This is a genomic window from Streptomyces sp. CB01635 (assembly GCF_002803065.1).
Classification (GTDB): Bacteria; Actinomycetota; Actinomycetes; order Streptomycetales; family Streptomycetaceae; genus Streptomyces.
Map to the genome: position 1 here is coordinate 295630 of NZ_NNBL01000003.1, position 25254 is coordinate 320883.

General features: G+C 71.0%; 22 protein-coding genes. 19 read left to right on the plus strand and 3 right to left on the minus strand.

Annotated features, from left to right (window positions below; all coding sequences use genetic code 11):
• The first annotated feature begins 353 nt into the window (after positions 1-353).
• The 9 genes from CG723_RS09550 to CG723_RS09590 all read left to right on the plus strand — a co-directional run bounded on the left by CG723_RS09550 (position 354) and on the right by CG723_RS09590 (position 12164).
• The gene (locus tag CG723_RS09550; RefSeq protein WP_100592843.1) at positions 354-1154 is read left to right on the plus strand and encodes an IclR family transcriptional regulator; all 801 of its coding nucleotides are present in this window, start codon (positions 354-356) and stop codon (positions 1152-1154) included.
• A gap of 353 nt (positions 1155-1507) precedes the next feature.
• The gene (locus tag CG723_RS09555; protein ID WP_100592844.1) at positions 1508-1759 is read left to right on the plus strand and encodes a hypothetical protein; all 252 of its coding nucleotides are present in this window, start codon (positions 1508-1510) and stop codon (positions 1757-1759) included.
• 244 nt (positions 1760-2003) lie between these two features.
• Positions 2004-3338 (plus strand): PP2C family protein-serine/threonine phosphatase, encoded by a 1335-nt coding sequence (locus tag CG723_RS09560; RefSeq protein ID WP_100593781.1) that lies wholly within the window; start codon positions 2004-2006, stop codon positions 3336-3338.
• Positions 3339-3441: 103 nt separating this feature from the next.
• On the plus strand, positions 3442-4575 hold the full coding sequence (locus CG723_RS09565) for an MASE1 domain-containing protein (RefSeq protein ID WP_100592845.1): 1134 nt from the start codon (positions 3442-3444) through the stop codon (positions 4573-4575).
• A 246-nt stretch (positions 4576-4821) separates the two neighbouring features.
• The gene (locus tag CG723_RS09570; RefSeq protein ID WP_100592846.1) at positions 4822-5847 is read left to right on the plus strand and encodes a LacI family DNA-binding transcriptional regulator; all 1026 of its coding nucleotides are present in this window, start codon (positions 4822-4824) and stop codon (positions 5845-5847) included.
• A 255-nt stretch (positions 5848-6102) separates the two neighbouring features.
• Entirely contained in the window at positions 6103-7437 is a 1335-nt protein-coding gene (locus CG723_RS09575) for an MFS transporter (RefSeq protein WP_100592847.1), read from the plus strand.
• 132 nt (positions 7438-7569) lie between these two features.
• Entirely contained in the window at positions 7570-9354 is a 1785-nt protein-coding gene (locus CG723_RS09580) for a glycoside hydrolase family 3 protein (protein ID WP_100592848.1), read from the plus strand.
• 90 nt (positions 9355-9444) lie between these two features.
• Positions 9445-10560 carry a 5'/3'-nucleotidase SurE gene (locus CG723_RS09585; protein ID WP_100592849.1) on the plus strand — a complete coding sequence of 372 codons (1116 nt, stop codon included), beginning with the start codon at positions 9445-9447 and terminating at the stop codon, positions 10558-10560.
• A gap of 59 nt (positions 10561-10619) precedes the next feature.
• Positions 10620-12164 carry a carboxylesterase/lipase family protein gene (locus CG723_RS09590; protein ID WP_100592850.1) on the plus strand — a complete coding sequence of 515 codons (1545 nt, stop codon included), beginning with the start codon at positions 10620-10622 and terminating at the stop codon, positions 12162-12164.
• Positions 12165-12220: 56 nt separating this feature from the next.
• On the opposite strand, the gene CG723_RS09595 is transcribed toward CG723_RS09590, so the two are convergent.
• Together CG723_RS09595 and CG723_RS09600 are read right to left on the minus strand one after the other, a co-directional pair.
• Entirely contained in the window at positions 12221-13528 is a 1308-nt protein-coding gene (locus CG723_RS09595; protein ID WP_100592851.1) for an NAD(P)/FAD-dependent oxidoreductase, read from the minus strand.
• Positions 13525-14985: an MFS transporter gene (locus tag CG723_RS09600; protein ID WP_100592852.1), complete on the minus strand. Its 1461-nt coding sequence runs from the start codon at positions 14983-14985 to the stop codon at positions 13525-13527. The genes CG723_RS09595 and CG723_RS09600 overlap by 4 nt, the downstream gene beginning before the upstream one ends.
• A gap of 177 nt (positions 14986-15162) precedes the next feature.
• On the opposite strand from CG723_RS09600, the gene CG723_RS09605 reads away from it, so the two are divergent.
• Positions 15163-16344, plus strand: a complete 1182-nt coding sequence (locus CG723_RS09605) for a CdaR family transcriptional regulator (protein ID WP_100592853.1) — start codon at positions 15163-15165, stop codon at positions 16342-16344.
• Between the two features lie 185 nt (positions 16345-16529).
• Positions 16530-17996: a family 43 glycosylhydrolase gene (locus tag CG723_RS09610; protein ID WP_100592854.1), complete on the plus strand. Its 1467-nt coding sequence runs from the start codon at positions 16530-16532 to the stop codon at positions 17994-17996.
• A 108-nt stretch (positions 17997-18104) separates the two neighbouring features.
• On the opposite strand, the gene CG723_RS09615 is transcribed toward CG723_RS09610, so the two are convergent.
• A complete protein-coding gene (locus CG723_RS09615) occupies positions 18105-18971 on the minus strand; it encodes an IclR family transcriptional regulator (RefSeq protein ID WP_100592855.1) in 867 nt (288 codons plus the stop codon).
• 134 nt (positions 18972-19105) lie between these two features.
• Here CG723_RS09615 and CG723_RS09620 point away from each other — a divergent pair, with 134 nt between their 5' ends.
• From CG723_RS09620 to CG723_RS09655, 8 genes are all read left to right on the plus strand, one after another.
• Positions 19106-20275, plus strand: coding sequence for an amidohydrolase/deacetylase family metallohydrolase (locus tag CG723_RS09620; protein ID WP_159032421.1), 1170 nt, complete (start codon positions 19106-19108; stop codon positions 20273-20275).
• On the plus strand, positions 20272-20655 hold the full coding sequence (locus CG723_RS46150) for a hypothetical protein (RefSeq protein WP_159032422.1): 384 nt from the start codon (positions 20272-20274) through the stop codon (positions 20653-20655). The genes CG723_RS09620 and CG723_RS46150 overlap by 4 nt, the downstream gene beginning before the upstream one ends.
• An 82-nt stretch (positions 20656-20737) precedes the next feature.
• Positions 20738-21103 carry an SFCGS family glycine-rich protein gene (locus tag CG723_RS09630; RefSeq protein WP_100592857.1) on the plus strand — a complete coding sequence of 122 codons (366 nt, stop codon included), beginning with the start codon at positions 20738-20740 and terminating at the stop codon, positions 21101-21103.
• Positions 21100-21435, plus strand: a complete 336-nt coding sequence (locus CG723_RS09635) for a DUF4312 family protein (protein ID WP_100592858.1) — start codon at positions 21100-21102, stop codon at positions 21433-21435. Before CG723_RS09630 ends, CG723_RS09635 begins: the two co-directional genes overlap by 4 nt.
• A gap of 10 nt (positions 21436-21445) precedes the next feature.
• Positions 21446-22237, plus strand: coding sequence for a DUF4311 domain-containing protein (locus CG723_RS09640; RefSeq protein WP_100592859.1), 792 nt, complete (start codon positions 21446-21448; stop codon positions 22235-22237).
• Between the two features lie 13 nt (positions 22238-22250).
• Complete coding sequence (locus CG723_RS09645) at positions 22251-22967, plus strand: DUF4310 family protein (RefSeq protein ID WP_100592860.1); 717 nt, start codon at positions 22251-22253, stop codon at positions 22965-22967.
• Between the two features lie 73 nt (positions 22968-23040).
• Positions 23041-24594, plus strand: a complete 1554-nt coding sequence (locus tag CG723_RS09650; RefSeq protein ID WP_159032423.1) for a DgaE family pyridoxal phosphate-dependent ammonia lyase — start codon at positions 23041-23043, stop codon at positions 24592-24594.
• Positions 24595-24627: 33 nt separating this feature from the next.
• Positions 24628-25224, plus strand: coding sequence for a bifunctional 4-hydroxy-2-oxoglutarate aldolase/2-dehydro-3-deoxy-phosphogluconate aldolase (locus CG723_RS09655; protein WP_100592861.1), 597 nt, complete (start codon positions 24628-24630; stop codon positions 25222-25224).
• Positions 25225-25254: the final 30 nt, after the last annotated feature.

Here is a 25254-nt window from a genome sequence, read left to right on the forward strand (position 1 = left end):
GATTTGACGGACCGTCATATATGGCTGACCCGCCGCACTCTCTGCGCACGTACCGAGACTCGGAAGGGGGCGCATGGCCGCATCCCGGTGAACGGACCTGCCACTCCCGCTCAGTGGGACTCGCCGACGGACAACGCGAGCTTCCCGGACCCGCAGTGGTGCGCCCAAAGGGTGAGGATTCTGTATGTGCACGGCAGGGGCCTCGCAAGGGTCACCCATCGCGGCGAACGGACCGTCAACACTGTCCGCGTCCCGGTCGGTTCGATCGCGGACAGGTGCGCAGGACACGGCCCGGACACATCACGAAACGGCCCCGGCTCGCGCTCGCGCTCTCGCTCTCGGTGGAGGCGGACATGACGGCACCCGCGAAGGTCGGCGGACGCGCGGGCGACGTCCCCGCCCCGAGCTCCATGATCGAACGTATGACGCTCATCCTCGACGCGTTCGACCCTCACACGCCCAGCCTCTCCCTCCTCGACCTTGCCGAACGCACCGGCCTGCCACGCTCCACCCTGCATCGCATCCTCGACCAGATGATCAGGTTGCGCTGGCTCACCCACTCCACGGGCGGTTACCGGCTCGGCATGCGCCCTCTGGAGCTCGGCGGGCGCGCCGCGGGACACAATGAGATCAGGGACGTCGTCACGCCTCTGCTGCACGAGATGTGCCGGCGCACCGGCCTGGCAGGACATCTCGCCGTCCTCGACGGACGTGAGGTGGTCTTCCTGGAGAAGGCGGGCGGCCGGTCCGCCGCCCAGCTGCCCACCCGGCTCGGTGCTCGACTGCCCGCACACACAACGGCTGTCGGCAAGGCGATCCTCGCCACACTCGACCCGGGCCTGGTCGACTCGGCCTACCGCGGCCAGCTGCCCATGAGTACCCCGCGCACCCTGCGCACCGCCGTGGACCTGCACCACGAACTGACCAGGATTCGCAGGCGGGACGGCCTGGCTATCGACAACGAAGAGACCCTGACGGGCTTCCGCTGTGTTGCGGCCCCCCTGCGCAGCGGCGGCCCGGCGACGGCCGCGCTGTCACTCTGCGGCGACTACCAGGCAATGGATTTCAAGGAGTTGGCTCCACTGGTGCACGACCTCGCGGGCGAGGCGTGCCGTGCGCTGTTCCCGCGTCAACGTCAACACCGGGCGGGGTAGGGCACGAACCTGCCTCAGCCGCGCTATCGGCCCCGGCCGCATCACCCATCGCCACGTCCCATGCGTGGTCAGAACCGCCGAGCGGTCCCAAGGCCGCCGCCGACTCGCCGACGGCCGAGGGCGCGCGGACCGCTGTCGGAGACCGGTCATGGCGTTGAGCCGACCGCTCCGGGCGCCCACCGGGGCCGCGCATGTACGGGGTTGGGCGCCGAACCGACCGGGCGCCGTTGCGGCGCTGGAGGAGAGACGGCTGGGTTCGACGCGCAGATCGCGGTGGGCCCGTGGACCGTCCGTGGCCCGTGCGTTCCCGTCCAGGTGGGCGAGGAGGGCGCGCCGGGTGGCCGCTGCGCACCATGACGAAGACTCGGCCCCCACCGGCCATCCACGGCGGGATTCTCTACCGCGACACGGAGGACGTCCCGCAGCCGCTCCTGGCTCTTGGCCTGAAGACGCACCGCCCGCCGTGGACCTTCCACAGCGGCCTCCCGAACGACGGTAAGACCCCCGTGGACCTCACGGTCGGCCGCACCGCCCTCGCCCTGGCCGCCAACCGCGTGCACCTGTCCTGCGCAACCACTGCGGTCAGGCTTCCGGCGGACCGTTGACACGGGTGTAGACCTTCTCGGCCGACGGGTCCCTCGGGCGCCGGCGACGCCGTCCCCACTTGTTTGAAATAATGACCTCAATTGCCCTTTATGCCGGGCGACGCCATGACCTCGATCACCGAGGGTCCTGCCAGGAGGCCGAAATGCACTCCTCAATCGTGTGGGCGGACCCGGCAACGGTGCGGAGCGATCGCCGCAGACGGAAGGCGACCGAGAGCGGCCGTACGGTCCCCGGGCGCTTGTGATGGCGGGAATCGAGCGCGGCATCCACCCGAGGCAGCCACATACCCCGGACCTGCACGAACGTCTGCGTGCCGAGCTGGGCCGGATCGACGAGCAATTGCGGTCTCTGCTGGACGCCATGGACCGAGTTCAGGGCCTGCTGGATGCCGTGGTGTCCATCAGCCGGGAGGTGGAGCTGCCCGCGGTGCTGAACCGCATCGTCACCACCGCCATGGATCTGGTGGGCGCCCGCTACGGGGCAATGGGTGTGCTCGACGAGTCCGGAGACCATTTGGAGCGGTTCATCGCCGCCGGCCTGTCCGCACAGGAACGCGCTGCTCTGGCCGAGGCCGGATTCCCTCGCGGTATGGGGGTCCTCGGGCACCTGATTCATCATCCGGAGCCCCTGCGGGTGGAGAGCATTCTGTCTCATCCGTCGTCCACCGGGTTTCCGCCCGGTCATCCGAGTATGCGTACCCTGCTCGGCGTCGCGATCAGCGTCCGCGGCGAGATCTACGGCGATCTCTACCTCTCCGAGCGGCGCGACGGACAGCCCTTCGACGCTCACGACGAGAACGTCGTCGTCGCCCTGGCCGGTGCCGCCGGGATCGCGATCGAGAACGTCCGCCTGTTCGAGCGTGTACGGGTCGGAGCCGAGCAGTTCCAGCGGCTGCTGCTGCCGACACTTCCCGACCTGCGGCCTTTCACCGCGGCCGCGATCTACCGGCCCGCAGCCGAGCCCAGCCAGCTCGGCGGAGACTGGTACGACGCGATCCCGCTGTCCGGCAACGTCGTGGCGGTCGTCATCGGTGATGTGGTCGGGCACGATCTGCGGGCCGCGGCCTCCATGGCCTCCACCCGCAACATGCTGCGCGCTCTGCTGTTCGAGCATGGCGGTGCGCCCGCTGCCGTCCTCGCCCAGCTCGACCGCACCCTGCAGGCCATGACAAGCAACCCCATCACCACCACGACGCTGGCGCGGATCGAACCGGCCGGACCGGGCTGGCGCCTCCACTGGAGTAGCGCGGGCCACGTCCCGCCCCTGCTGATCGTCCCTGGTCGCCGGGCGGAAACCCTGTTCGCCGAGCCGGGGCTGCCGCTCGGGGTCGACCCGGAACAGCCCCGCCCCGATCACTCCCGATACATGCCACCTGACTCCACCGTGGTCTTCTTCACGGACGGGCTGATCGAACATCCTGCCCGGCCCATCGACGAGAGCCTCGACGAGCTCACCGCACTAGCCACCCTGTACGCCGCCCTGCCCCTGCCGGAATTCGTTCAGGCACTGGCCGATCACCACCCCAGCGACGGTCACGACGACATGGCCGTCCTCGCCCTGCGCACCCCGCCCGCCTGACCGCGCGTCCGCGCCGGACACCCGGCTCAACGGTGCCGTGGAGGATCCCGGGGAAGCGGCGGATGATGGATCACGGAGGGATGTCGAAGCGGAGGCCGCACCCATGACAGCCGCCCGGCGAGAACGGCTCCGGCGCTGCGCTGCGGCCGCCCTGGAGATCTGTGTGGTGGCCGCGGTCTACTACGGCTCGGCCAAGCTGGGACTGCTCCAGCAGCTGGTGCGCGGCCAGGTCACCCCGCTGTGGCCGCCGACCGGTATCGCCCTGGCCAGCCTGCTCCTGCGCGGCCCGCGGGTCTGGCCCGGGATCGCGCTCGGCGCGCTCCTGGTCAACGTCTCCCTCGGCCCGTCGCTGCCGGCCGTGCTCGCCATCGTGGCGGGCAACACCCTCGCGCCCGTCTGCTCGTACGCACTGCTCCGCCGTGCGGGATTCCGTAGTGAACTGTCCCGTTTGCGGGATGTGCTCGCACTGATCTTTCTCGGTGCGTTCACCGGAATGCTGGTCAGCGCGACGATCGGCAGCGGAACCCTGGCCCTGGCCGGTGTGGTGGGCGCCGACGGGTTCTGGCCGACGTGGTCTGTCTGGTGGACCGGCGACGCGATGGGCGTCCTGGTGGTGACGCCGGTCCTGCTCGTTCTCCGCTCGGCACGCTGGCCGAAGGACGCTCCACCGTCCCGTTGGGTGGAGGGGTTCCTGCTCGTCGCAGCCACGGCCGGCGTCGGTCTTGTCGCGACCGGCAGCGCGCCCCTCATGTTCCTGAGCTTCCCGCTGTTGATCTGGGCGGCCTTCCGCTTCCAGCTGGCCGGGGCCGCACCCTGCGCACTGGCCGTGTCCACCTTCACGATCATCGCCGCGGCCCGGGGGACCGGTCCGTTCACCGGTCACGATCTGCTCACCAGCATGATCACCCTGCAGGCTTTCAACGGTTCCTCCGCGTTGACCGCCCTGCTGGTCGCGGCCGCCGTCAGCGAACGCAACCAGTTCCAGCAGGAGATCTCGCAGGCCTGCGGGTATCTCGCCGAGATGGTGGCCAAGATCTCCGCGGGCGGCTACCAGCCGACGCTTCCCCTCCGCTTCGGCGAAGTGAAGGGGGCCGGCGAAGAGAACGAGCTCGGCGAAGTGAACAAGGTCGATCAGGAGATCAAGCTCGGCGAAGTGCACAAGGCCGATGAAGAGACCAAGGTCCGCGAAGAGGACAAACGGGAAGGGCGCGGCGGGCGAACCGGAAGAACGGCGTGATCAGCCGGGCGTTCCGCCGGGCAGGGGTTTGTCGGAGCTTCGCAGCGTGCGCGATGCCGTCGCTCCGGCGGGGCACCTTGGAACGGGGAAGGGGCGGGCCGAGTGGCTCACCGTCGAGCCGAGCTGACCCCTCCGCGGGGAGCGGGGAAGCTGCCCCCCGCGGGGAGTGGGGAAGGGGTCGCGTGCCTCCGCCTGACTCGGTGCAGGCGCTCCCTCACCGGTCCCCATCTGGGATGATGAGTGATCATGGCCTCCATGTCCTCGCACGGTTCAGCCGGCACGCCGCCCACCAGTGAGGACGTGGCGCGCGCCGCGGGGGTGTCGCGGGCCACCGTTTCGTACGTCCTGAACAACACCCGGAGCGGACGCGTCAGTGAGGCGACCCGGGAGCGGGTGAGGGAAGCGGCCCGGCAACTGGGTTATGTGCCGCACGCCGTAGCGCGGGCACTGCGCGCGGGGCGGAGCGGTGTCGTGCTGCTCACCGCCCCGGCCGTGACCGCGGGGCCGTTGTTCGCCCAGTACTTCGCCGAGCTGCAGTTGGCCCTTTCGGAGCTCGGCTACACGGCCGTGCTCTACGGCCCGACGGGACGCCGGGGCGCGGAGGCCGCTCGCCGGTGGGCCGAGTTGAGGCCCGACGCGGTGCTGTCGCTGATGGACGACAGCCTGGATGGGCACGCTGTCGATGTGCTGCACCGAGCCGGGATCGGGGTCGTGGTCAGCGCCGGGCCGGTGCCGGTGCCCGGCGCGCACGCGCTGGTGGCGGATCAGATGCAGGTCGGCGCGGTGGCTGTGGAACACCTGGTGGCGGCCGGACGCAGGAAGATCGGTGTGATCGTCCCCGCTGATGCGTCGCTGCGCGGGTTCGCCGTGCCCAGGTTCTCCGGAGCTGAGGCCGCGGCGAGCGCACATGCTTCGGTCACCGTCGTGCGGCAGGAACTCGCCTTCGGCCAGGAGGCGGCGGCTCGGTGGGCCGAGCTGTTCGTCCAGACCGGGGCCGACGGGTTGTTCGCCTACAACGACGAGTACGCGTCCGTCGCCGTGCGCGCCCTGCAGGACGCCGGCCTGCGTGTCCCGGAGGACGTCGCCGTCGTGGGTGCGGACGATCTGCTGATCGGCAGACTCCTCCGCCCGAAGCTGACGACCGTCCGCATGGACTTCACGCCCGCACGTGAGATCGCGGCGATGCTGGACCGCCTGATCGGTACCCCTGACACGCCCGCGGAGACCCGCTCCTACCTCCGAACCGGTCTGGTGATCCGGGAAACCGCCTAGTCAGGGCGGTCGGCAAGGTGACGTCACAGCAGCGTCGCCGCACGCGGCAACCGCGTCGTGGCTGATGGAGGCGTTGCTCCGGCGTCGATCAATGGCTTCAACTTTTCAACACGTGAGTGGTGCCGCAGCTGATGACGAACACAACTCATGCCGTCAGACCTCTTCCGCTGATTACACGTGTCACCTACTGTCCTCCTCAACGCGCGCCCCCACCGCGTCCGCATTCATCGGCATCGCTCTTCAAGGGGCCTCACCATGACCCATTCACTTCCTGAAAACGCGACGGCGACCGCTGTCGTCGGCGCCGACACCGAGGCCGCCGCACCCGTGCCTCCCCGGCGCCTCGCACGGCTCTACGTCACGCTGCCCGCCGCCAACATCGCGCTCTACCTGCTGTGGCTCGGCGTGGGCAGCTTCCTGTTGCCCATCCAGGTCGCCCAGATCACCGGCACGAACGACACATCCGCGCTGTCCACGGCCAGCACGACGGGGGCCGTCCTCGCGACGATCGGCAACCCGGTGTTCGGGCAACTGTCCGATCGCACGCGGTCCCGGTTCGGCCGCCGGGCGCCGTGGATCCTTCTGTGCGCGCTGCTCGGCGCACTGGCCCTGGTCGCCCAGGCGCACGCGACGAGCATCGCGACGCTCGGTCTGAGCTGGGGCGTCGTGCAGTTCATCATGAACGGCTACCAGGCCGCCCTCACCGCCGCGATGCCCGATCGGGTCCCGGTCGCCCGGTACGGAACCTTTTCCGCGCTGGTCGGTCTGGGCGTGCCCCTCGGCACGATCGCCGCCGCACTGATCATCGGCGGGGTGCCCGGTACGAAGTTCGGCCTGGACGGTGTCATCGGCGGATTCGGCGGCCGGTTCGCCGGTGAGAACGGCTACTACCTGATAGCCGGCGTCATCGTCGTCGCGGCGCTCGTGTTCGTCGTCCTGTCCCCGGACCGCGACGCCCGTGACCTGCCGCGCGAGCCGTTCTCACTCAGGGAGTTCCTCGGCGGCTTCTGGGTCAGCCCCCGCCGGCACCCGGACTTCGGCTGGGCCTTCGTCTCCCGGCTCGGGGTCATGCTGGGCTATTTCATCGTCCTCACCTACAACCTGTACCTGCTCGCCGACTACATCAAGGTCCCGCCCCAGGATCTGCTGCCGACCGTCGGCTTCCTGATGGTCGTCAACGCGCTGTGCACGGTCGCCGCCACCGTCCTCCTCGGACCCCTCGCCGACAAGGTCGGCAGGGTGAAGCCGTTCGTGTTCGCCTCCGGCATCGTCGCGGCGCTGGCCCTGTCGCTTCCGATGCTGTGGCCCACTCAGGGCGGCATGCTCACGTACAACATCGTCGGGGGCCTGGCGTTCGGCGCCTACATGGCCGTCGACATGGCGCTGATCACCAAGGTCCTGCCGCGCGCGGCCGACGTGGGCAAGGACATGGGCGTCATCAACATCGCCAACGCCGGACCGCAGATTCTCGCGCCCACCCTCGCCGGCTGGATCGTCGCCGCCGGCGGCTACGAGGCCCTGTTCCCGGTCGCCGCGGCCGTCTCCCTCGTGGGCGCGCTGGGTGTACTCCGCGTCCGGGGCGTTCGCTGAGCCGTCCGGCCCGCCACGCCGTCCCTCCCGCGTCCGCGCGGTGACCACCGTCCTCGCGGCGCCGGCCGTGACCCGATCCGCGCCGTGCGCCGAACCACCCCGGATTCCGTCCCCTTCGCCCTGGAGACACCCATGACCACCACCGCATCCGCGCCCCGTGACGACGGCCACCCCTACCAGGACCCGTCCCGCCCCGTCGACGAGCGCGTCGAGGATCTCCTGGCCCGCATGACTCTCGCGGAGAAGGCCGGACAGGTCTTCCACACCGTGCTCCCCCTCCATCCGGACGGACGCCCGGTCGAGGACGGCGACGAGGCGATGGTGCCCACAGACACCACCGGACTGATCCGGACACGTCTCATCAGCCACTTCAACGTCCTGGGCGCCGCGGGCGCCCGGCAGATGGCCGAATGGCACAACGCCCTTCAGGAGATCGCCGCCGGCACCCGCCTCGGCATACCGGTCACTCTCTCCACCGACCCGCGGCACGCCTTCACCGACAACCCGGGTGCGTCCTTCACCGCAGGGCCGTTCTCCGCGTGGCCCGAGCCGCTGGGTCTGGCCGCGACCCGCGATCCCGAACTGGTGCACCAGTTCGCCGACACCGTCCGACGTGAGTACCTGGCCGTCGGCCTGCGCGTGGCTCTCCACCCGCAGATCGACCTGGCCACCGAGCCGCGCTGGTCCCGCCAGACAGGCACCTTCGGCTCGGACGCCGCCCTGACCGCCGAGCTGGTGCAGGCGTATGTCCACGGGCTGCAGGGGGAGGAGCTGGGCGGCCACTCCGTCAGCGCCATGGTCAAGCACTTCCCGGGCGGCGGCCCCCAGAAGGACGGTGAGGACCCGCACTTCGCGCACGGCAAGGAGCAGGTCTATCCCGGCGGAATGCGGGACCACCACCTCCTGCCCTTCCGCGCCGCCATCGCCGCGGGGTGCGCGCAGATCATGCCGTACTACGGCCAGCCGATCGGCACGGACTGGGAAGAGGTGGGATTCGGCTTCAACCGCGGTGTCGTCACCGGGCTGTTGCGCGAGCAGCTGGGCTTCACCGGCATCGTGTGCACCGACTGGGGGCTGCTCACCGACGCCCCGATCCTCGGCGAACTGCACCAGGCGCGCGCCTGGGGAGTGGAACACCTCGGTGTCGCCGAGCGGGCGGCGAAGGCCCTCGACGCCGGAGCCGACCAGTTCGGCGGTGAAGCCTGCCCGGAGGTGATCGTGGAACTGGTCCGCTCGGGCCGCGTCCCGGAGTCCCGTATAGACGCCTCGGTGCGACGCCTGCTGCGCGACAAGTTCCGTCTGGGACTGTTCGACAGCCCCTTCGTCGATCCCGGGACGGCCGAGGAAACAGTCGGCAACAGTGAGTTCCGCGCGGCCGGCGCGGCCGCGCAGCGCCGCTCCCTGACCGTACTGACCAACCACGAGCGGACACTCCCGGTCACCGGGACCCGGCCGAAGCTGTACGTCCGAGGAGTCTCGTCGGACGCGGCGGCCGCCTACGGAGAGGTGGTCGCCGACCCTGCCGCCGCCGAACTGGCCATCCTGCGGCTACGCACGCCGTACGAGCCGCGAGAGGGCAGGTTCGAAGCCTTCTTCCACTCCGGGCGACTCGACTTCCCCGAGGACGAACTGAGCGACATCGTGGGCCTCTTGGAATCCGTGCCGACTCTCGTCTGCATCAACTTGGAGCGGCCGGCCGTCATCCCGGAGATCGCCGAGAAGGCGTCCGCGCTGATCGCCGACTACGGCGCGAGTGACACCGCCCTGCTGGACGTCGCCTTCGGCCGGGCCGCCGGAGAGGGGCGCCTGCCGTTCGAGCTGCCCCGCTCCATGGCGGCCGTCGCGGCCTCGCGTCCGGACGTACCCAACGACACCCCCGACCCCGTCTTCCCGCACGGACACGGACTGCCCCTCTGACTCCCGGAATTGTTCGGGACTCGCAGACACCGGGTGGCAGGCAACCGCGCCCGCCACCGCCTCCGACGTGAACAAAGGGACACGCCCGCCATGCCCACCACCTCCCGCTCCCGCATCATGCTCGCCACCGCCGCCACCGCCGCCACCGCCGCCACCGCCGCCGTACTCGCAAGTCTCACCGCGGTGGCCTACGCCCTGCCGCAGGCCACGGAGGCCGCCGCCCACGCAGAACCCTCGGCCGAACCGCTGGCCGGACTGCGCGTCCTGCTGTCCAACGACGACTCCATGCAGGCCGCCAAGGCCTCCCACGCCGACGGGCTGGGCCTTTACGAGATGCGCAAGGCGCTGTGCGCCGCGGGCGCCGACGTCGTCGTCATGGCGCCGTGGCAGGTGCAGTCCGGCAAGGGCACCGCCGTCACCAACGGCGGCGCGCTCACGCTGGCTCGGCGCACACGGCTGCCCGCCGGCTACGAGAACGACTGCTCAGGCGTACCGTCCGGCTCGCCCGTCTACGGGGTGTGCCTGTCCGACGACGCCTGCGGCGCCGGCACACCGAGCGCGACACCGGCCGACACCGTCAAGTTCGCCCTCCGCTCGGGCCTCGCCGCCAAGGTCGGCTGGGCCGACGGCCCCGACGTGGTCGTGACCGGCATCAACTCCGGGCCGAACGTCAGCGCGCAGGTCAACGACTCCGGCACGGTCGGCGCCGCTGTCGCCGCCATCGACGACGGTGTTCCCGCGATCGCCTTCTCCTCCTCATCCGGCGACAGCACCAACACCTACTTCCCGGTCGCCAACTACCGGGACAACGCCGAGTTCGGTGCCCGTCTTCTCGCCGGAATGCGCGAACGCTCCCTGTTCACCGGCAAGTTCGCCGTCAAGGTCGACTACCCCGACGTCAGCGGGGGACGGCGGGCCAAGCCGCCACTGTGGACCGGCATCGGCCACGGCAAGGTCGTCTGGCACGACTACGCGGCACGCCGAGGCAGCGGCGACACCTTCGACATCGTCCCCGGCGTCTGTGCGGACAGGCCCGGCGACTCCTGCACGGAAACCGTGCGGCGGGCCGACTCCACCGCGCTGCTCAGCGGCCATGTCGCCGTCGCGCCCGTCACCGCGGACCGCACCTACGGCGCCATCGTTGACGGCGGGAAGAACCTGCGGAAGCTGAAGCACTACGTCGAGCAGGACGCCCCGCGCCCGTAAGACCGGAGCAGATCCCGACTCCTCCACCTCGACGCCGTACAAGACACAAGGAGCAACCAGTGACCGACCACGCCGCAGAGCCGCCCGTCGTCCGCACCGCCCACGGCCCTGTGCGCGGTGAGCGCCGCGACACCGGCGTCCGATTCCTCGGCATCCCGTACGCCCAACCCCCTGTCGGCGCACTCCGGTTCGCCGCGCCCGTCCCTCCCGAGCCGTGGTCCGATGTGCTGGACGCCACCGCCTACGGACCTACCGCGCAGCGTCGCCCCCTGGCAGAGGTCACCTTCATCCCCGAGCCGAGCATCCCGGGCGACGGGACGCTCAATCTCAACGTGTTCACCCCGGACCTCTCTCCGGATGCCGGCCTGCCGGTGATGGTGTGGATCCACGGAGGTGGCTTCCTCGCCGGATCCCAGGCGAGCCCTTGGTACGACGGCGCCGCCTTCAACCGCGACGGGGTGGTCGTCGTCTCGATCGGCTACCGGCTCGGCTTCGACGGCTTCGGATGGATCTCCGACGCACCGCACAACCGCACCGTCCGTGACTGGTTGCTGGCCCTTGAATGGGTGCGGGACAACATCCGGGGCTTCGGAGGGGACCCCGACCGGGTCACCATCGCGGGTCAGTCGGCGGGCGGTGCCGCCGTGCTGACCCTGCTGGGCATGCCCCGTGCGCAGCACCTGTTCCACCGCGTGCACTGTCTGTCCGGCCCGGTTTCGCAGGTGTCGACGACGGTGGCGGAACGTCTGGGCCGCAAGCTGGCCGAACTGGGCGGCGTGCCACCGACCCGAACAGGCTTGTCCCAGCTGAGCGAGGGGCAGATCCTTGATCTGCAGAAGCAGGTGTCCTCGCCGGCAGCGGACACCGATGCGGATGCGGATACGGGCGCGGGCACGGACCCGGACGATGCTCTGGCCGGGATCGCCGGCCTGATCGCCGAGAACCTGCCCTTTGCCCCCATGATCGACGGCGACTTGATCCCCGAGGCCACCCTGGACGCCCTCACCGCGGGCGTGGGAGCTGACAAGGAGCTCGTACTCGGTGCCACCGACCACGAGTTCACCATGGCGCTGCACCCCATGCGGGACCGACTTGCCACGGCGGCGCCGGCCCGGATCCTCACCGCGTGCGGTGTGGACGGGACCGTCGCCGCCGCGTACGTCGCAGATCACCCCGGCCTTGACACGGCCGACCTCGTCGGCCAGTACGTCACGGACCGTCTCTTCCGCACAGCCGTGGCCCGGGTCGCCAGGGCCCGCGGTTCCGCCCCCACCTGGCTGTACCGCTTCGCCTGGCGCTCGCCCGTCCTCGGCCTGGCCACGCACTGCCTCGACGTGCCGTTCCACTTCGACTGCCTCGACGCCGAAGGGGTCACCGCGGTAGCCGGTGCCGAGCCGCCCAAGACCCTTGCCACGGATGTCCACGGCGCGGCGGTCGAGTTCATCCGCGACGGCAGGCCGGGATGGAAGCCCTGGATCTCCAGCGCCCCGACCACGCGGGTCTTCGACACCCGCTCCTCCGACACAGGCGACGGCTATGCCGACGTAAGTGCCCTGCTCCCCCCGCCCCAAAGTCCGACGACGCCCGGCGGAAGTAAGTGCTGAGGTAAGTACTGAAGTAAGTGATCGAAGGGTGCGTGCGGTGACCGGCCGATGCCCTGTCAGGCCCGCTGCGTCGCCGGGCGCTTCGTACGGGGCCGCCGGGCCAGCCGCTCCAAGGTGAACGGACGGGTTGCCTCGGCCGCCGCGCGGTCACCGGTCACCAGGCCGGCGACCGCGCGCCCGGTGACGGGGGCGAGCATCAGGCCGAGCATGTTGTGACCGCCGGCCGCGACGATCCGCGAGGTGCCGGGGACCGCACCGATCAGGGGCAGTCCGTCACGCGTCAGCGGCCGGGCGCCCACCCACTCCTCCTCGCGGTCCGCCCAGTCGGCGCCCTCGAGGTAGGGGCGGGCGGCCGCGACGACGGCCCGGACCCGGGCCTCGCGGTAGCGGTCGGCGTCGGCCTCGAACTCCATCGTGCCGGCGACCCGGATCCGTTCGCCGGTCTCGTCCAGCGGGGTGAGCACCACATGTGCCGTTCCCAGATGTACGAGCCGGCGCAGCGGCTGCCTGGAGCGCACCGAGAAGCTGTAGCCCTTGCCGGGGAACAGGCCGGGGTCGACACCGAGGCCCCGCAGCAGAGTCTGCGACCACACGCCGGCGGCCACCACGGCACGGTCCGCGCCGTACGTGCCGGCCGAGGACCGCACCTGCACCCCGCCCCGTACCTCGTCGACCGAGGTGACCCGGGCGCCCTCCACGATGTGTACGCCGTTGTCCCGGAGCCGGGCGGCCAGGCCGTCGACGAACCTGGACGGGTCGACCGACCACTGATCCTCGACGACGAATCCCGCCTGGGCGGTGTCCGAGAGCGCCGGCTCCGTCGTGGCCATATCGGCACGGTCCAGCACCCCGTCCGCCGACAGCGGCGCACCCAGCGCGGCGAACGAGGCGTGTGCACGGCCCGCGTCCTCGTGCGACGGGAACGCGAACAGATAGCCGTCCTTGCGCGCCGCCCCGTCCGCACCGAGCTGCTCAAGCTCCTCGAACAGCGCGAAGGTGTCCTTGGCGAACCCGGCGAGAGCCTGCGCACCGTGCTGGTGGTCGCGGCGGTTCGCCCGCCGGGCGAAGCCGGTGAGGAAGCGGACCAGTTCGGCGTTGGGGCGGGGGTGGACGTGCAGGGCGCTGTCGGGGCGGTGGATGCCGCGCAGGGCCTTCGTGATCACGCCGGGCGCGGGCAGCGGCTCCACGAGGTCGGGGCAGATCTCGCCGGCGTTGCCGCGTGAGGAGCCGCTGCCCACCCGGTCGCGCTCAAGGACCGTGACATCCAGGCCGGCCGCTCGCAGGTAGTGGGCGCAGGCGAGTCCGATGACGCCCGCACCTATGACGATCACGGACTTCGGGGCGGGGGAGGGGAGGGTGTTCATATGAGGTCCGTGACTTCGGTGGAGGGAGTGGATGAGATGGAGGCGACGGTTGGCGTGGGGGCCGAGAGGGAGAGAGCCGGGCCGAGCGACGAGGTGGGCTCGCCCGAGGTGGCCGCTTCGTCCAGCGACAGGCCGCGCGTCTCCGGAGCGAGCAGCAGCGTGGCGAGCCAGCCGGCCAGCGCGATACCCGCGCCGACGAGCATGGCAAGGTGCGTGCTGTGGCCGAGGAGCACCGGTGCGCCGAAGGTCCCGATCGCCGCGCCGACCCGGCTGACACCGGCAGCGAAACCGTTGGCGGTGGCCCGCACCTCGGTGGGGAACAGCTCGGAGGGGTACAGCGCCTGAAGACACTGGCTCGCGAAGGCCGTCACGCCGAATACGGCGAACAGGAGCACCACCAGCCAGACAGGCGGGTCGGCCACCGCGGCGAGGCCGGTCAGCGGCAGCACGGAGGCTCCGAAGCTCCAGAGCAGCAGGGCGCGCCGGCCCCGGTTGACCATCAGCATGCCGGAGAGCGAGCCCAGCACGAAGAACAGCTGCACGGCAACAGCTCCGAGATAGGAGTCCGTACCCTCGCCGAGCCCGAAGGACGCCAGGATGGTCGGCTCGTACGTCGTGATCGCGTAGATCGGCAGCAGCTGGCAGCACCAGAACAGGCAGACGAACAGCGTGCGCCGGCCATAGCCGTTGCGGAAGATGTCGCTGTAGCGCGGCGTGACGGCCGGCCGGACCGGCGCCACCGCGGCGCCGACGTCGCCGCCCATCCTGCGCAGCACTGCCCGCGCCTCCTCGATGCGTCCCCGGCTCAACAGCCACTGGGGCGACTCCGGCGTGCGCAGCCTGAACAGGAGAACCACCGTCGCCGGCACGGCGCTGCTCGCGAGCAGCAGACGCCAGTCGTCGAGACCGCTGCGCAGCATCAGCCAGCCGACGGCGTAGGCCACCGCGGCGCCCGCCGACCACATCGTGACGAGGACGACCATCAACGGTCCGCGGGAACGTTCCGGAGCGAACTCCGCGGCGATCGTGCCCGCGATCGCGAAGTCCGCGCCGATCGCCACGCCCATCAGGAACCGCAGCACCACCAGCTGCCAGGCCGCGTCCGCGCCGTACTGCAGGGCCGACAGCACGATGAACGCGGCCATCGCGGCCAGATAGACCTTGCGCCGGCCGATCCGGTCGGTGACATACCCGAAGGCAAGGCCGCCGGCGAACATGCCGACCAAAGAGGCGGATCCGATCAAGCCCGCGCCGCCGGGGCCCAGTTGGAAGGCCGAGGTCACCAGGGGGAGCGCGACACCGATGATGCTGAGGATGTAGCCGTCGCAGAACTCACCGCCACCGGCGTACAACGTGATGAGCCAGCCGGCACGCGAGCTCGTGCGGGAACTGTTCGGGGAGGCGCCGGCCGGGGACGGTGCGGCGACGGCGTCCGGGGAACCGGGTGAGGCGGCCATGGGCAGCTCCTGGCAGACAGAGGGTGACGAGGGGAAGAACAGCGGTGAAGGAGATCAGGGACGGACGGCGGCGCCGAACGCTGGAGACGAAGGTAGTCACGGCCCTCCCGCTGGTCATCGTGCAGATCGACCAGGACCAGCAGACCTTTGCCGGACAGCCCTTGTACGATCCGCACGATGAAGTCCGACAGCCTCCCCCTGCCTGTTGCCGCCTCGGCCGTGCTGACCCCGAAGCTCGCCCACGAGATCGCCCAGGACATCAGCCGCATCGTCGGCTTCAATGTGCTGATCACCGACGCGGACGCCGTGGTCATCGGCAGCGGTGACCCGGCGCGCCTGGGCGCGGTGCACGAAGCCTCGCTCGACGTGCTGCGCACCCTGCGGCCCACCGCGCACACGGCCGCCCAGGCGCGCCCGCTGAGCGGGGTGCGCCCGGGCGTCAGCCTTCCGCTGCTCCTCGGGGACGAGGCGGTCGGTACGGTCGGCCTGACCGGGTCACCCGCCCGTGTGCGCCAGTTCGGCCTGGTGGTCCAGCGGCAGACCGAGATCCTGCTCCAGGAAGCCGCCGCGACCCGTAGCCGCATGCTGCACGCCGGCGCCGTCCACGACCTCCTGCGCGGCATCGCCTACTACGACCCCGATCTCGTCGACGCCGCCACGCTGTCCTCCCGGATGGCCGAACTCGGCTTCAGCCCCGCACTGCCCCGCCGTGCGCTGCTCCTGGGCACCCGTGCCGCCGCGGGCGGGCCCGAGGCGCCCGCCGTCTCACCGCCGGCCGTGCTCCGCGCCGCCGGCTCGGTCTTCGGTCACCGGCAGGACCTCCTCGGGCACCTCGATTCCGGTCATGTCCTCGTCCTCCATCACGACCCCGACGGACGCTTCCTGGAACGCTGCGCCCAGTTGTGCGCCCTGCTCGCCGAACGCGCCGGTGCGCATCCGACGATCGGCCACGCGCAGCCGGCCACCGGCCCGGCCGCACTGCACGCCGCATACCAGGACGCCGCCGCGGCCCTCGGTCTCGGACCGCGGCTCGACGCGTCCCGCAATGTCTTCGCCGCCCACGAGGTCCGCGTCCCTCAGCTGCTCGCCTCCGTGCCGCCGCAGGCGCGAAGCCGCTTCCGTGACGCCGTGCTGGGGACACTGCCCGAAGCGCCGGACTGGCCGCAGCTGCGCGAGACCCTCATCGCCTGGGCGGAGGGCGGCTTCAGCCTGGTAGGGGCGGCGCGGCTGCTGCACATCCACCGCAACACGCTGCTCTACCGCCTGGACAAGATCACCCGGCTCTCGGGCCGCCCGGTCCGCGAACCCGCCGAGGGCATAGCCCTCTACCTGGCCTGCCGGACGGAGCCGTCGCCGTAGCCGGACCGGGGCGATCGGACTCTGCCACGCCGGGCCGGGAAATGACCCGAAGTCCCTTGACATTGCTGGGTGATTGACAGCTGTCGCAGCCGTCCCTACGGTATCGCCACAGATTTACATCGATGTAACGACGTCGCCGTCCCGTGCCGGTTTTCCTTCGGGGAGCCGCCTCCGAAGGGCTGCACATGTCCCTGTCGAGCACCGTCCGTACCATCCGCCTGGCCGTCGTCTCGTTCGGTGTGCTCCTGGCGCTCGTCGGGGGCGGCCTCACGGCGTCCGCCGATCCGTCGCCCGGCGCGCCGCAGCCGGTTGCCGCTGCCGCGGGCGGATTCCGTGATCCGCTGAACAGCGGCCCCGATCCGTACATGACGCACTGGAACGGCAACTACTACCTCACGACGACGCAGGGCGACAGCATCAGAATGTGGCGATCCCCGTCGCTGAGTACCCTGCTGACGGCTGATCCGGTCACGGTGTGGACCGACACGGACAGCTCGCGCAACCGCGACATCTGGGCGCCGGAGTTCTACCGGTTCGGTGACCGCTGGTACATGTACTACACCGCCGACGACGGTGTGGACGACCACCATCGTCTCTACGTCCTGGAGTCGGACCGGGACGATCCGGCAGGCTCGTACCACTTCAAGGCCAAGCTCGCGCCGCCCGACCACGCGAACGACTTCGCCATCGACGCGGGCATCCTGCAGCACAACGGGCGGCTCTACCTCGCCTACAGCGGCATCAACCAGTACCAGCACAACGGCTTCAACATCGCACCGCTCTCCAACCCCTACACGATCTCGGGAGACGCGGTGGCCATCAACGGCGCGGGCGGCTGCCCGGAGGTCCGTGAGGGGCCGGAGTTCCTGAATCGCAACGGCCGTACGTGGATGACGTATTCGACGTGCGACACGGGCAAGCCGGACTACCAGGTCTGGATGATGTCGCTTCCGGACGCGGCCGATCCACTGGTACCGGGGAACTGGACGCAGCACCAGGGCGCGGTCTTCTCCCGCGCCGACGACCACGGAGTCTTCGGGCCGGGCCACCACGCGTTCTTCAAGTCGCCCGACGGCAGCGAGGACTGGATCGTCTACCACGCGAAGACGACGAGTGCCCTCACCTACAGCAACCGCACCACGCGCGCCCAGAAGTTCGGCTGGAAGGCGGACGGCAGCCCGGACTTCGGCCGGCCGCTCGCCATGGGTGCCACGCAGGACCTGCCGTCGGGGGATCCCGGAGCCGGCAACTACTGGATCAACGACGACGGGCGCTCCGACGGTCCGGGGACCGTCACCTACAGCGGCACCTGGAACGCGGGCACCGGCTGTGCGACCCAGTGCTTCTGGAGCGACGACCACTGGAGCGACCGCACCGACGCCTCGGCCACCTTCACCTTCGACGGCACCCGCATCGCCCTGCTGTCCGTACGTGACGTGGGGAACGGGTATGCGGACCTGAGCATCGACGGTGGTCCGGAGCAACGTGTGGACTTCTACGGCGCCATCCGCACGGGGGAAACGGTCCAGTACCTGAGCCCGAGGCTCCCGTCCGGACACCACACGCTGCGCGTACGAGTCACGGGCCAGCACAACGCGCAGTCCACCGCCTCGTTCGTGAGCGTCGACCGTGCGGAGGTCTACGCAGACTGAACGCGGCGGCGCCCGCCCGCGGTGGTCGCCGGCGCAGGGGGCGGGCGACCACCGCGCGCCCACGGGAGACACGCACGTCATGCGTGTCCCTCGTGCGGGGTGCGCGCGTCACAGTCTGCGGGAGACCTCCTGGGCCGCCTGTCGGACCGCCGGGGCGAACGCGGTGAGCTGGTCCTCGGTGACGAGGGCGGCCAGGGAGGACACGGAGACCGCGCCGACCGGGGAGCCGTCGGTGTCGAGGACGGGAGCGGCGAGGGAGCAGATCGCCTCGTCGGCTTCTTCGTAATCGGTCGCGAAACCGGTGTGCCGGACCGTTTCCAGCTGGCTGAGCAGCGTGGTGCGGTCGGTGACGGTGTGAGAGGTGCGGGCCGGGAGCCCGGCCCGGTCGAGCAGCGCCTTCGTCTCCCTCTCGGGCAGATGGGCCAGCAGCACCTTGCCCGCGGCCGAGGCGTGCAGGGGGAGGCGGGTGCCCACCTCGGTCGCGATGCGGTAGGCCAGGCCGGGGTCGACCTTGTGGGTGTAGGTGGCGTGGTCGCCGCTGAGTACCGCCAAGTGGACTGCCTGGCCCAGGCGTTGCTGGAGAGCCCGCAGGACCGCGTCGATGCCGACGGTGTCGTCGGAGAGTACTTGGGCGGCCAGTGCGCGCAGTTGGGTGCCGATGCCGTAGCGCCCCTCGCCGTCCGGGACGGCGTAGCCCTCCTCGATCAGGGTCGCGAGGATGCGGTGGGTACTGGCCTTGGGGACACCGGAGCGCTCGGCGATCTCGCCCAGCTTGTGGGGGGCGTCGGGGTGCGCGAGGGCGTGCAGGACGCGGAGCGCCTTGGCGACGGAGTTGACCGGGCCCGAGGTTTCGGACTGTCCCTGGGTGGACCCGTGCGGTTCCTGTGGCCGGAGCTCCGACGGTGTCGGTCTACGCGTAGCTGACGAGGCGTTCGTCGGGGCGTCCGTCGATTTCAGCGACTCTTCGCGATCCATTGACCCTCCGAAGGCATCCGGCTAGCGTGCAGTCAATCCGTTCTACGGAACGCAAATCTACCCTACGGAACGCCCCGGTGCTCCGTGGTTGTCCCCCCGCGCCCTATCTCATGCTCCTTGGAAGGCCGCCGTCCATGGCTGTGCAGGCATCCGACGCAAACCGATTCGATCTTGTGATTCTTGGCGGGCGGGTGGTCGACCCCGAGCGGGGCACCGTCGAGCCCGGCGATGTCGCGCTGGCCGGCGACCGGATCGCGGCGGTCGGCCCGGCCGGGACGCTGGATCCGGCCGGAGCCGAGGTGTACGACGCGGCGGGCCTGCTGGTCACCCCCGGCCTGATCGACCTGCACACGCACATCTACGACGGCTCCACCGCCCTCGGAGTCCCGGCCGATCAGGCCGGGGTTCGGCAGGGCGTGACGACGGTCGTCGACGCGGGCAGCTGCGGCAGCGACCACTGGCCGCACTTCGCCTCCTCGGTCGTCGCCCCGGCCGCCACCCGCGTGCTGAGCTGGCTCAACATCTCCCGGCACGGTCTCGTGCACGGCACGAAGGAACTCGTCGGCGGCGCGGCAGACATCGATGTCAAGGCCACTGACCGGATCCTCACCGACAACCCGGCGGTGGTGCGGGGCATCAAGGTCCGCATGAGCCGGTCGGTCCTCGGCGACAGCGGTCTGGCGCCGCTGCGCGCGGCCAGGGAACTCGCCGCGGCGCACGCGCTGCCGGTCATGGTCCACGTCGGCAACGCACCGCCCGCCTTCGGCGACGTCCTGGACCTGCTCGGGCCGGGCGACGTCGTCACCCACGCCTTCCACGGCAAGCCCGGCGGGCTCTTCGGCGGCGGAGCCGAACCGCTGCCGCAGGTCCGGGCGGCCCTGGAGCGCGGCGTCCGGTTCGACGTGGGACACGGCAGCGCCAGCTTCGCGTTCGACACCGCGGAACGCGCTCTGGCGGCCGGCATCCGGCCGTACACCATCAGCACCGACCTGCACGCACGCAACATGAACGGGCCGGTGCGGAACCTCTCCCACACCCTGTCCAAACTGCTCGCCCTGGGGATGCCGCTGCCGGAGGTCATCCGGTGCGCCACCACGCACCCGGCCGAAGTGCTGGGCATGGCAGGTGAGTTGGGCTCGCTGCGGCCCGGCGCCGCGGGCGACCTGAGTCTTCTCGAGGACCGTGGAGCGCCCGACCGGCTCACCGACTCCCAGGGAGTCACCCGCCCGGCAGGAACCCGGCTCGCACCCGTCGCGACCGTCCGCGCCGGGCGCCCGATGCCGATACGAAAGGCCACCGCATGACTGACGACCCCCTGATCGAGGCGCTCACCGGCGCCGTGGCGGACACCGCCGAACCCGTGCGCGACGAGGACCGCCACGCCCTGGCCCGGCTGCTCCCGCTGATCGAGGAGCGCGCCGCGGCGGAGCGGATCCTCCTCGACGAGGACCGCCGGCTCGCGCTCGCCGTCCACGCCCTCGGCTTCGTCCGCCGGGTACGGGCGGGCGAACACCTCGACGCGCTGGACCCCGCCGTGGCCGACGAGATCACGCCGGGCCCGCTGGCCGCCGCCCGCGAGCTGATCGACGCGTACGGCACACCCCTGGGCGATGCCGCCCGGGACACCGAAGTCGTGCTGCTCGCCCTGCACTTCGAGACGGCGCGGCAGCTCCAGGAGAGCTGACCGGCAGCACACAGCACACAGGCATGACCGGACCGCGCACCAGCGGGCCGGACACATCAGCGGACGACAAAGGAAGTGCACCATGGCAGTCAAGATCGTGATCGGACACCGGCTCGGCAAGGGCCAGGCCGTCGCCGACGGCATACGGGCGGCGGGCGGCGAACCCATCCTGATCCCGGGCCCCGGGGCGGACATGAAGGTCGGCGACGTGATGGCCGCCGAAGGCGCGGCGCTCGGCATCTCGTTCTGCGGCAGTGGCGGCGCGGGCGCGGTCACCGCCAAGGCCAAGTACGGCCATGACATCGAGTTCGGCATGCGCTCCCCGCAGGCCGGGATCACCGCTGTGCAGCAGGGCAAGACGGTGCTGGGCTTCGGCTTCCTGGACAGCGAGGAACTCGGCTTCAAGGTGACCGAGGCGCTGCTGAAGAAGCTCGGGGAGTCGGCGTGATCGAGGACCGGCACACGGTCCGGGTCAGCGGCACCGGGCCCACCCGCGAGAAGGCGTTCGCCGCCGCCATGCAGCAGGTCTCCGGTGCCGTCGGCAAGCTGACGGACGGCGTCTGCTTCCGGGTCGAGCCGCTCGCCGTCGAGGTCGCGTCCGCGGTCGAACACCGCTGGACGGAACGGTTCCTGGGTCTGCTCTTCGCTCGCGAGCGCCGCCGCTACGAGCTGACTCTCCGGATCGAGGTGCGCACCGCCGCACTCGATCTGGACGCCATCGCATTCTCCGTACGCGAGGAGCGGCTGACGCCGCTTCAGCACGCGCTCCACATGAGGTGAGGACACCCGCATGAACGAGACGCTCACCATCGCACTGGAGTCGATGGTCATCGGCGCCCTGATCGGCTTCGGGGCGAGCGCGGGTGTGGCCCGCATGTTCCACGCGCCCAAGGTGCAGGGCATGGGTGCCTTCCGGACCCTGGGCGAACTCAACGCCTGCGAGAACGACCCGGTCGCGCACTTCTCCTTCGGCCTCGGCTTCTTCTTCAACGCCTGGGCCAGCGCCGTCGGCACCGGCGCGCTGACCTCGGACGTCGATCACCGCATCGTGCCCCACTGGGCCGCCGCGCTGTCGATGACCAAGAACCGCAACCTCGACGAGACGCTGCACAACCCGCGCCGGATGGCGGCCTACGGGGCGGGCGTCGGCCTGGTTCTGGTGACGGTTCTGAACACCACCGCCGCGTCCATTCCGCACTCGCTGCAGCACGTCGCAGCCGACGTGCTCGGCCCCGCCTCGGAGTGGCTGATCAACCCCGTCATGCCGATCGTCTTCTGGATGGCGGCGGTCGACGCGGGGCGGCGCAGCGGAGGCTGGGGCACCGTGCTCGGTGGTCTGGCGCACGTCGTGATGGGCAACGCGGTTCCCGGCATCGTGCTCGGCATCGTGGTCGGCAAGGGCATCGACGACCTGGGCTGGACCAGGGTCACCAAGGCGCTGGCCGGCGCGGTCGTGTTGCTGTTCGTCGGCAGCGCCTTCCTGCGCGGCGTGGACATCCAGCTGCTGCAGCAGATGAAGGCGGACGTGCCGCACTGGCTGAGCCGGCTCCACGACGCGACCGGCACCACCCCGACGAAGTGAGCGAGGCACCGCGATGACCACGAACGACGCCACCACCACCGCGGGAGCTGCGGCACCCGCGGGCAGGACCCGCGGCAAAGTCCCCGGCGAGGGCAGCTTCTGGCTCTCGGAATGGGCCTTCCCGCTCTTCGTGGCGGCCCTGGCCGCCGGCATCTTCGCCGGCACGCACCTGTACTACGTCTACCGCACCGGCACCTTCAGCGATGTCGCCGTCACCGCGATGCTCAAGGGCGGTATGGACAGCGGGAGTTACGGGGCGGCAGCGGCCTTCGGCGCCGGCTTCCTGTTCGCCCGCATCATCGAGGGGCCGATGGTCGGCATCCTCGACATCGGCGGCTCGCTGCAGACCGGCGTCGGCATCGGCATCCCCGCGATGCTGTTGGCTGCCGGGATCACCGCCCCTCTGGAGCACTTCTGGCTGGCCCTGCCCACCGGCGCGCTGCTGGGCGCGCTGATCGGCGCCCTGATCCTGGCCATCCGGCGGGCCACGGTGAACTCGGCGGGCGGCACCTCCACCTTCGGCGCCGACGTGATGATGGGCGCCGGAAACTCCGCCGGCCGCTATCTGGGCCCCTTGGTGATCATCGCCGCGGCCACCGCCTCCCTCCCCGTGGGCCTCGGCTCCACCCTCGGCGCCGCGCTCTTCTACTGGTGGAAGAAGCCGCTGACCGGCGGCGCCATCCTCGGCGCCATGCTCTTCGGGCTCTTCTTCCCCATCGCGGGCACCTAGGGCCTCTCGGCGCGCCCCCAAAGAAGTCGGCCCCACCCCCCCCCACATCGATCGGCTCTCCACGAAAGGCACCATGAACACGCTCTACGAGGACCTCGGCCTCGCCCCCGCCATCAACGCCAGCGGCAAGATGACCGCCCTCGGCGGCAGCCGGCTCGACGACCGGGTGATCGCCGCCATGGGCGAGGCCGCCCGCGGTCATGTGGTCATGGACGACCTGCTCGTCGCCGCCGGCCGGGAACTCGCCCGCGCCACCGGCGCCGAGGACGCCTGCCCCACCACCGGTGCCGCGGCCGGCATCGCGATCGCGGTGGCCGCCCTCATCGCCGGCACCGACCCGGCCCGGATCGAGCGACTGCCCGACGCCGGAGGCGCGCCCGACGAGGTGGTGCTCCAGAAGGGCCACGCCGTCCACTTCGGCGCCTCCGTGTGCCAGATGATCGCCATCGGCGGCGGCAGGCCCGTCGAGGTCGGCGCCGTCAACAAGGCACGGCCCGAGCACTTCACCGCCGCGATCACCGACCGCACCGCAGCTCTCCTGTACGTCCAGTCGCACCACGCCGTACAGAAGGGCCAGGTCCCGCTGGAGACGGTGGTGGCCATCGGGCGCGAGCACGGTATCCCGGTGATCGTGGACGCGGCGGCGGAGGAGGACCTGCGCCGCTGGCCGGCCACCGGCGCCGACCTTGTCGTCTACAGCGGGGGCAAGGCCGTCGGAGGTCCCACCTCCGGACTGATCTGCGGGCCGGCCGACCTGATCGCCGCGTGCCGCGCACAGTACGGCGGCATCGGGCGGCCGATGAAGGTCGGCAAGGAAACCGTCCTCGGCCTCGTGCAGGCGGTGCGCGACTACGGGACCGCAGCCGGGGCCGTCGACCCGGAACAACAGCAGGCCCGTATGACGCGGCTCGCCGAACGCCTCGACGTGCTGCCGGGACTCTCCGCACGTGTGGTCCGCGATGAGGCCGGCCGGCTCATCCACCGGACGGAACTGACCGTCGACCCGACTGAGGCGGGCCGGAACGCGACCGAACTCGCCGCGGAGCTGGCACAGGGTCAGCCGCCCGTCTTCCTGCGGGACCACCACGCCGCCACCGGCAGGCTGGCCGTCGACCCCCGGCCGCTGACTTTGCACGAGGAAGAACAGATCGTGGCCCGGCTCACCGGGATCCTGGGCGGCGCGCGGGTCACCGCCGGGCCCCGCGGTCACGGAGAGCCGACAGAGACCGGGCGGACGCCGGCACCGGACCAGCAGGAGGCGCAGGTGACCGGTCGGCCGGCAGCCGGGACAACGCCCGAGCGTGCGGCGGACGCGGACGGCACAACGACGCCGGTGGTGCCCTTGGAGCGTCGCCTGGTGGTGACCGAGGCGGCGGGGCTGCACGCCCGGCCGGCAGCGGCCTTCGCCCAGGCCGCGGGCCGCAGCGCGGCAGCCGTGACGGTACGCCGAGCCGGCACCGAAGGCAGCTCCGCGGCCGACACACGCGAGGTCCCGGCCCGCAGCGTGCTGTCCCTGATGTCGCTCAACATCCGCTCCGGCGAGGAGATCGTCCTCAGCGCGCGCGGCGAAGGGGCGGCCGAGGCACTCGCCGAGCTGGCAGCCATCGCCGCACCCGAATCCTCCTGACCCCGCCCCCGCCCATCGAAGGACCTCCCCGCCATGTCTCTCACCCCCGCCGTCCAGGGCGTCGTCGACCACCTCCAGCAGGCCCGAGCCGTGCCGACCGTACGTGCCGCCGACGCCGACGCCGCCTACGCACTGGCCCACGAACTGCTCGACGCCGGTTTCACGACCTTCGAATTCACGGCCACCACCCCCGGCTGGGAGGGCCTGGTGAAGAGCTGGCACCAGGAATTCCCGCAGGCGGTGTTCGGACTCGGCACGGTGACCTCACCGCGGATCGCCGAGCAGGCGCTGGCCGCCGGTGCGCAGTTCCTGGTCAGCCCGTTCCAGGTGCCCGACGTCCGCCCCGTCGCGGATGCCGCCGACCGGCTGCTGGTCGAGGGCGGACTGACCCCCTCGGAACTGCGCACCGCCGCCGAACGCGGAGTGGCGAAGCTCTTCCCGGCGCACATCGGAGGCATCGCCTACCTGAAGTCACTGCTCGCCGTACTGCCCGGCGCCCGGATCATGGCGACCGGCGGCATCACCGTGGACAACACGGCCGAGTGGCTGGCCGCCGGCGCCTTCACCGTCAGCATCGGCAGCGACATAAGGGGCAATGCCACCAGGTTGCGCACCCTCCTCGACGGCTGAGCGACACCGAGGGGCGTGCGGGCGCGAGGG

Coding starts and splice junctions, on each gene's coding strand:
- CG723_RS09550 (WP_100592843.1), top strand. CDS start 354: ATGACGGCACCCGCGAAGGTCGGCGGACGCGCGGGCGACGTCCCCGCC.
- CG723_RS09555 (WP_100592844.1), top strand. CDS start 1,508: ATGACGAAGACTCGGCCCCCACCGGCCATCCACGGCGGGATTCTCTAC.
- CG723_RS09560 (WP_100593781.1), top strand. CDS start 2,004: ATGGCGGGAATCGAGCGCGGCATCCACCCGAGGCAGCCACATACCCCG.
- CG723_RS09565 (WP_100592845.1), top strand. CDS start 3,442: ATGACAGCCGCCCGGCGAGAACGGCTCCGGCGCTGCGCTGCGGCCGCC.
- CG723_RS09570 (WP_100592846.1), top strand. CDS start 4,822: ATGGCCTCCATGTCCTCGCACGGTTCAGCCGGCACGCCGCCCACCAGT.
- CG723_RS09575 (WP_100592847.1), top strand. CDS start 6,103: ATGACCCATTCACTTCCTGAAAACGCGACGGCGACCGCTGTCGTCGGC.
- CG723_RS09580 (WP_100592848.1), top strand. CDS start 7,570: ATGACCACCACCGCATCCGCGCCCCGTGACGACGGCCACCCCTACCAG.
- CG723_RS09585 (WP_100592849.1), top strand. CDS start 9,445: ATGCCCACCACCTCCCGCTCCCGCATCATGCTCGCCACCGCCGCCACC.
- CG723_RS09595 (WP_100592851.1), bottom strand. CDS start 13,528: ATGAACACCCTCCCCTCCCCCGCCCCGAAGTCCGTGATCGTCATAGGT.
- CG723_RS09600 (WP_100592852.1), bottom strand. CDS start 14,985: ATGGCCGCCTCACCCGGTTCCCCGGACGCCGTCGCCGCACCGTCCCCG.
- CG723_RS09605 (WP_100592853.1), top strand. CDS start 15,163: ATGAAGTCCGACAGCCTCCCCCTGCCTGTTGCCGCCTCGGCCGTGCTG.
- CG723_RS09610 (WP_100592854.1), top strand. CDS start 16,530: ATGTCCCTGTCGAGCACCGTCCGTACCATCCGCCTGGCCGTCGTCTCG.
- CG723_RS09615 (WP_100592855.1), bottom strand. CDS start 18,971: ATGGATCGCGAAGAGTCGCTGAAATCGACGGACGCCCCGACGAACGCC.
- CG723_RS09620 (WP_159032421.1), top strand. CDS start 19,106: ATGGCTGTGCAGGCATCCGACGCAAACCGATTCGATCTTGTGATTCTT.
- CG723_RS46150 (WP_159032422.1), top strand. CDS start 20,272: ATGACTGACGACCCCCTGATCGAGGCGCTCACCGGCGCCGTGGCGGAC.
- CG723_RS09630 (WP_100592857.1), top strand. CDS start 20,738: ATGGCAGTCAAGATCGTGATCGGACACCGGCTCGGCAAGGGCCAGGCC.
- CG723_RS09640 (WP_100592859.1), top strand. CDS start 21,446: ATGAACGAGACGCTCACCATCGCACTGGAGTCGATGGTCATCGGCGCC.
- CG723_RS09645 (WP_100592860.1), top strand. CDS start 22,251: ATGACCACGAACGACGCCACCACCACCGCGGGAGCTGCGGCACCCGCG.
- CG723_RS09650 (WP_159032423.1), top strand. CDS start 23,041: ATGAACACGCTCTACGAGGACCTCGGCCTCGCCCCCGCCATCAACGCC.
- CG723_RS09655 (WP_100592861.1), top strand. CDS start 24,628: ATGTCTCTCACCCCCGCCGTCCAGGGCGTCGTCGACCACCTCCAGCAG.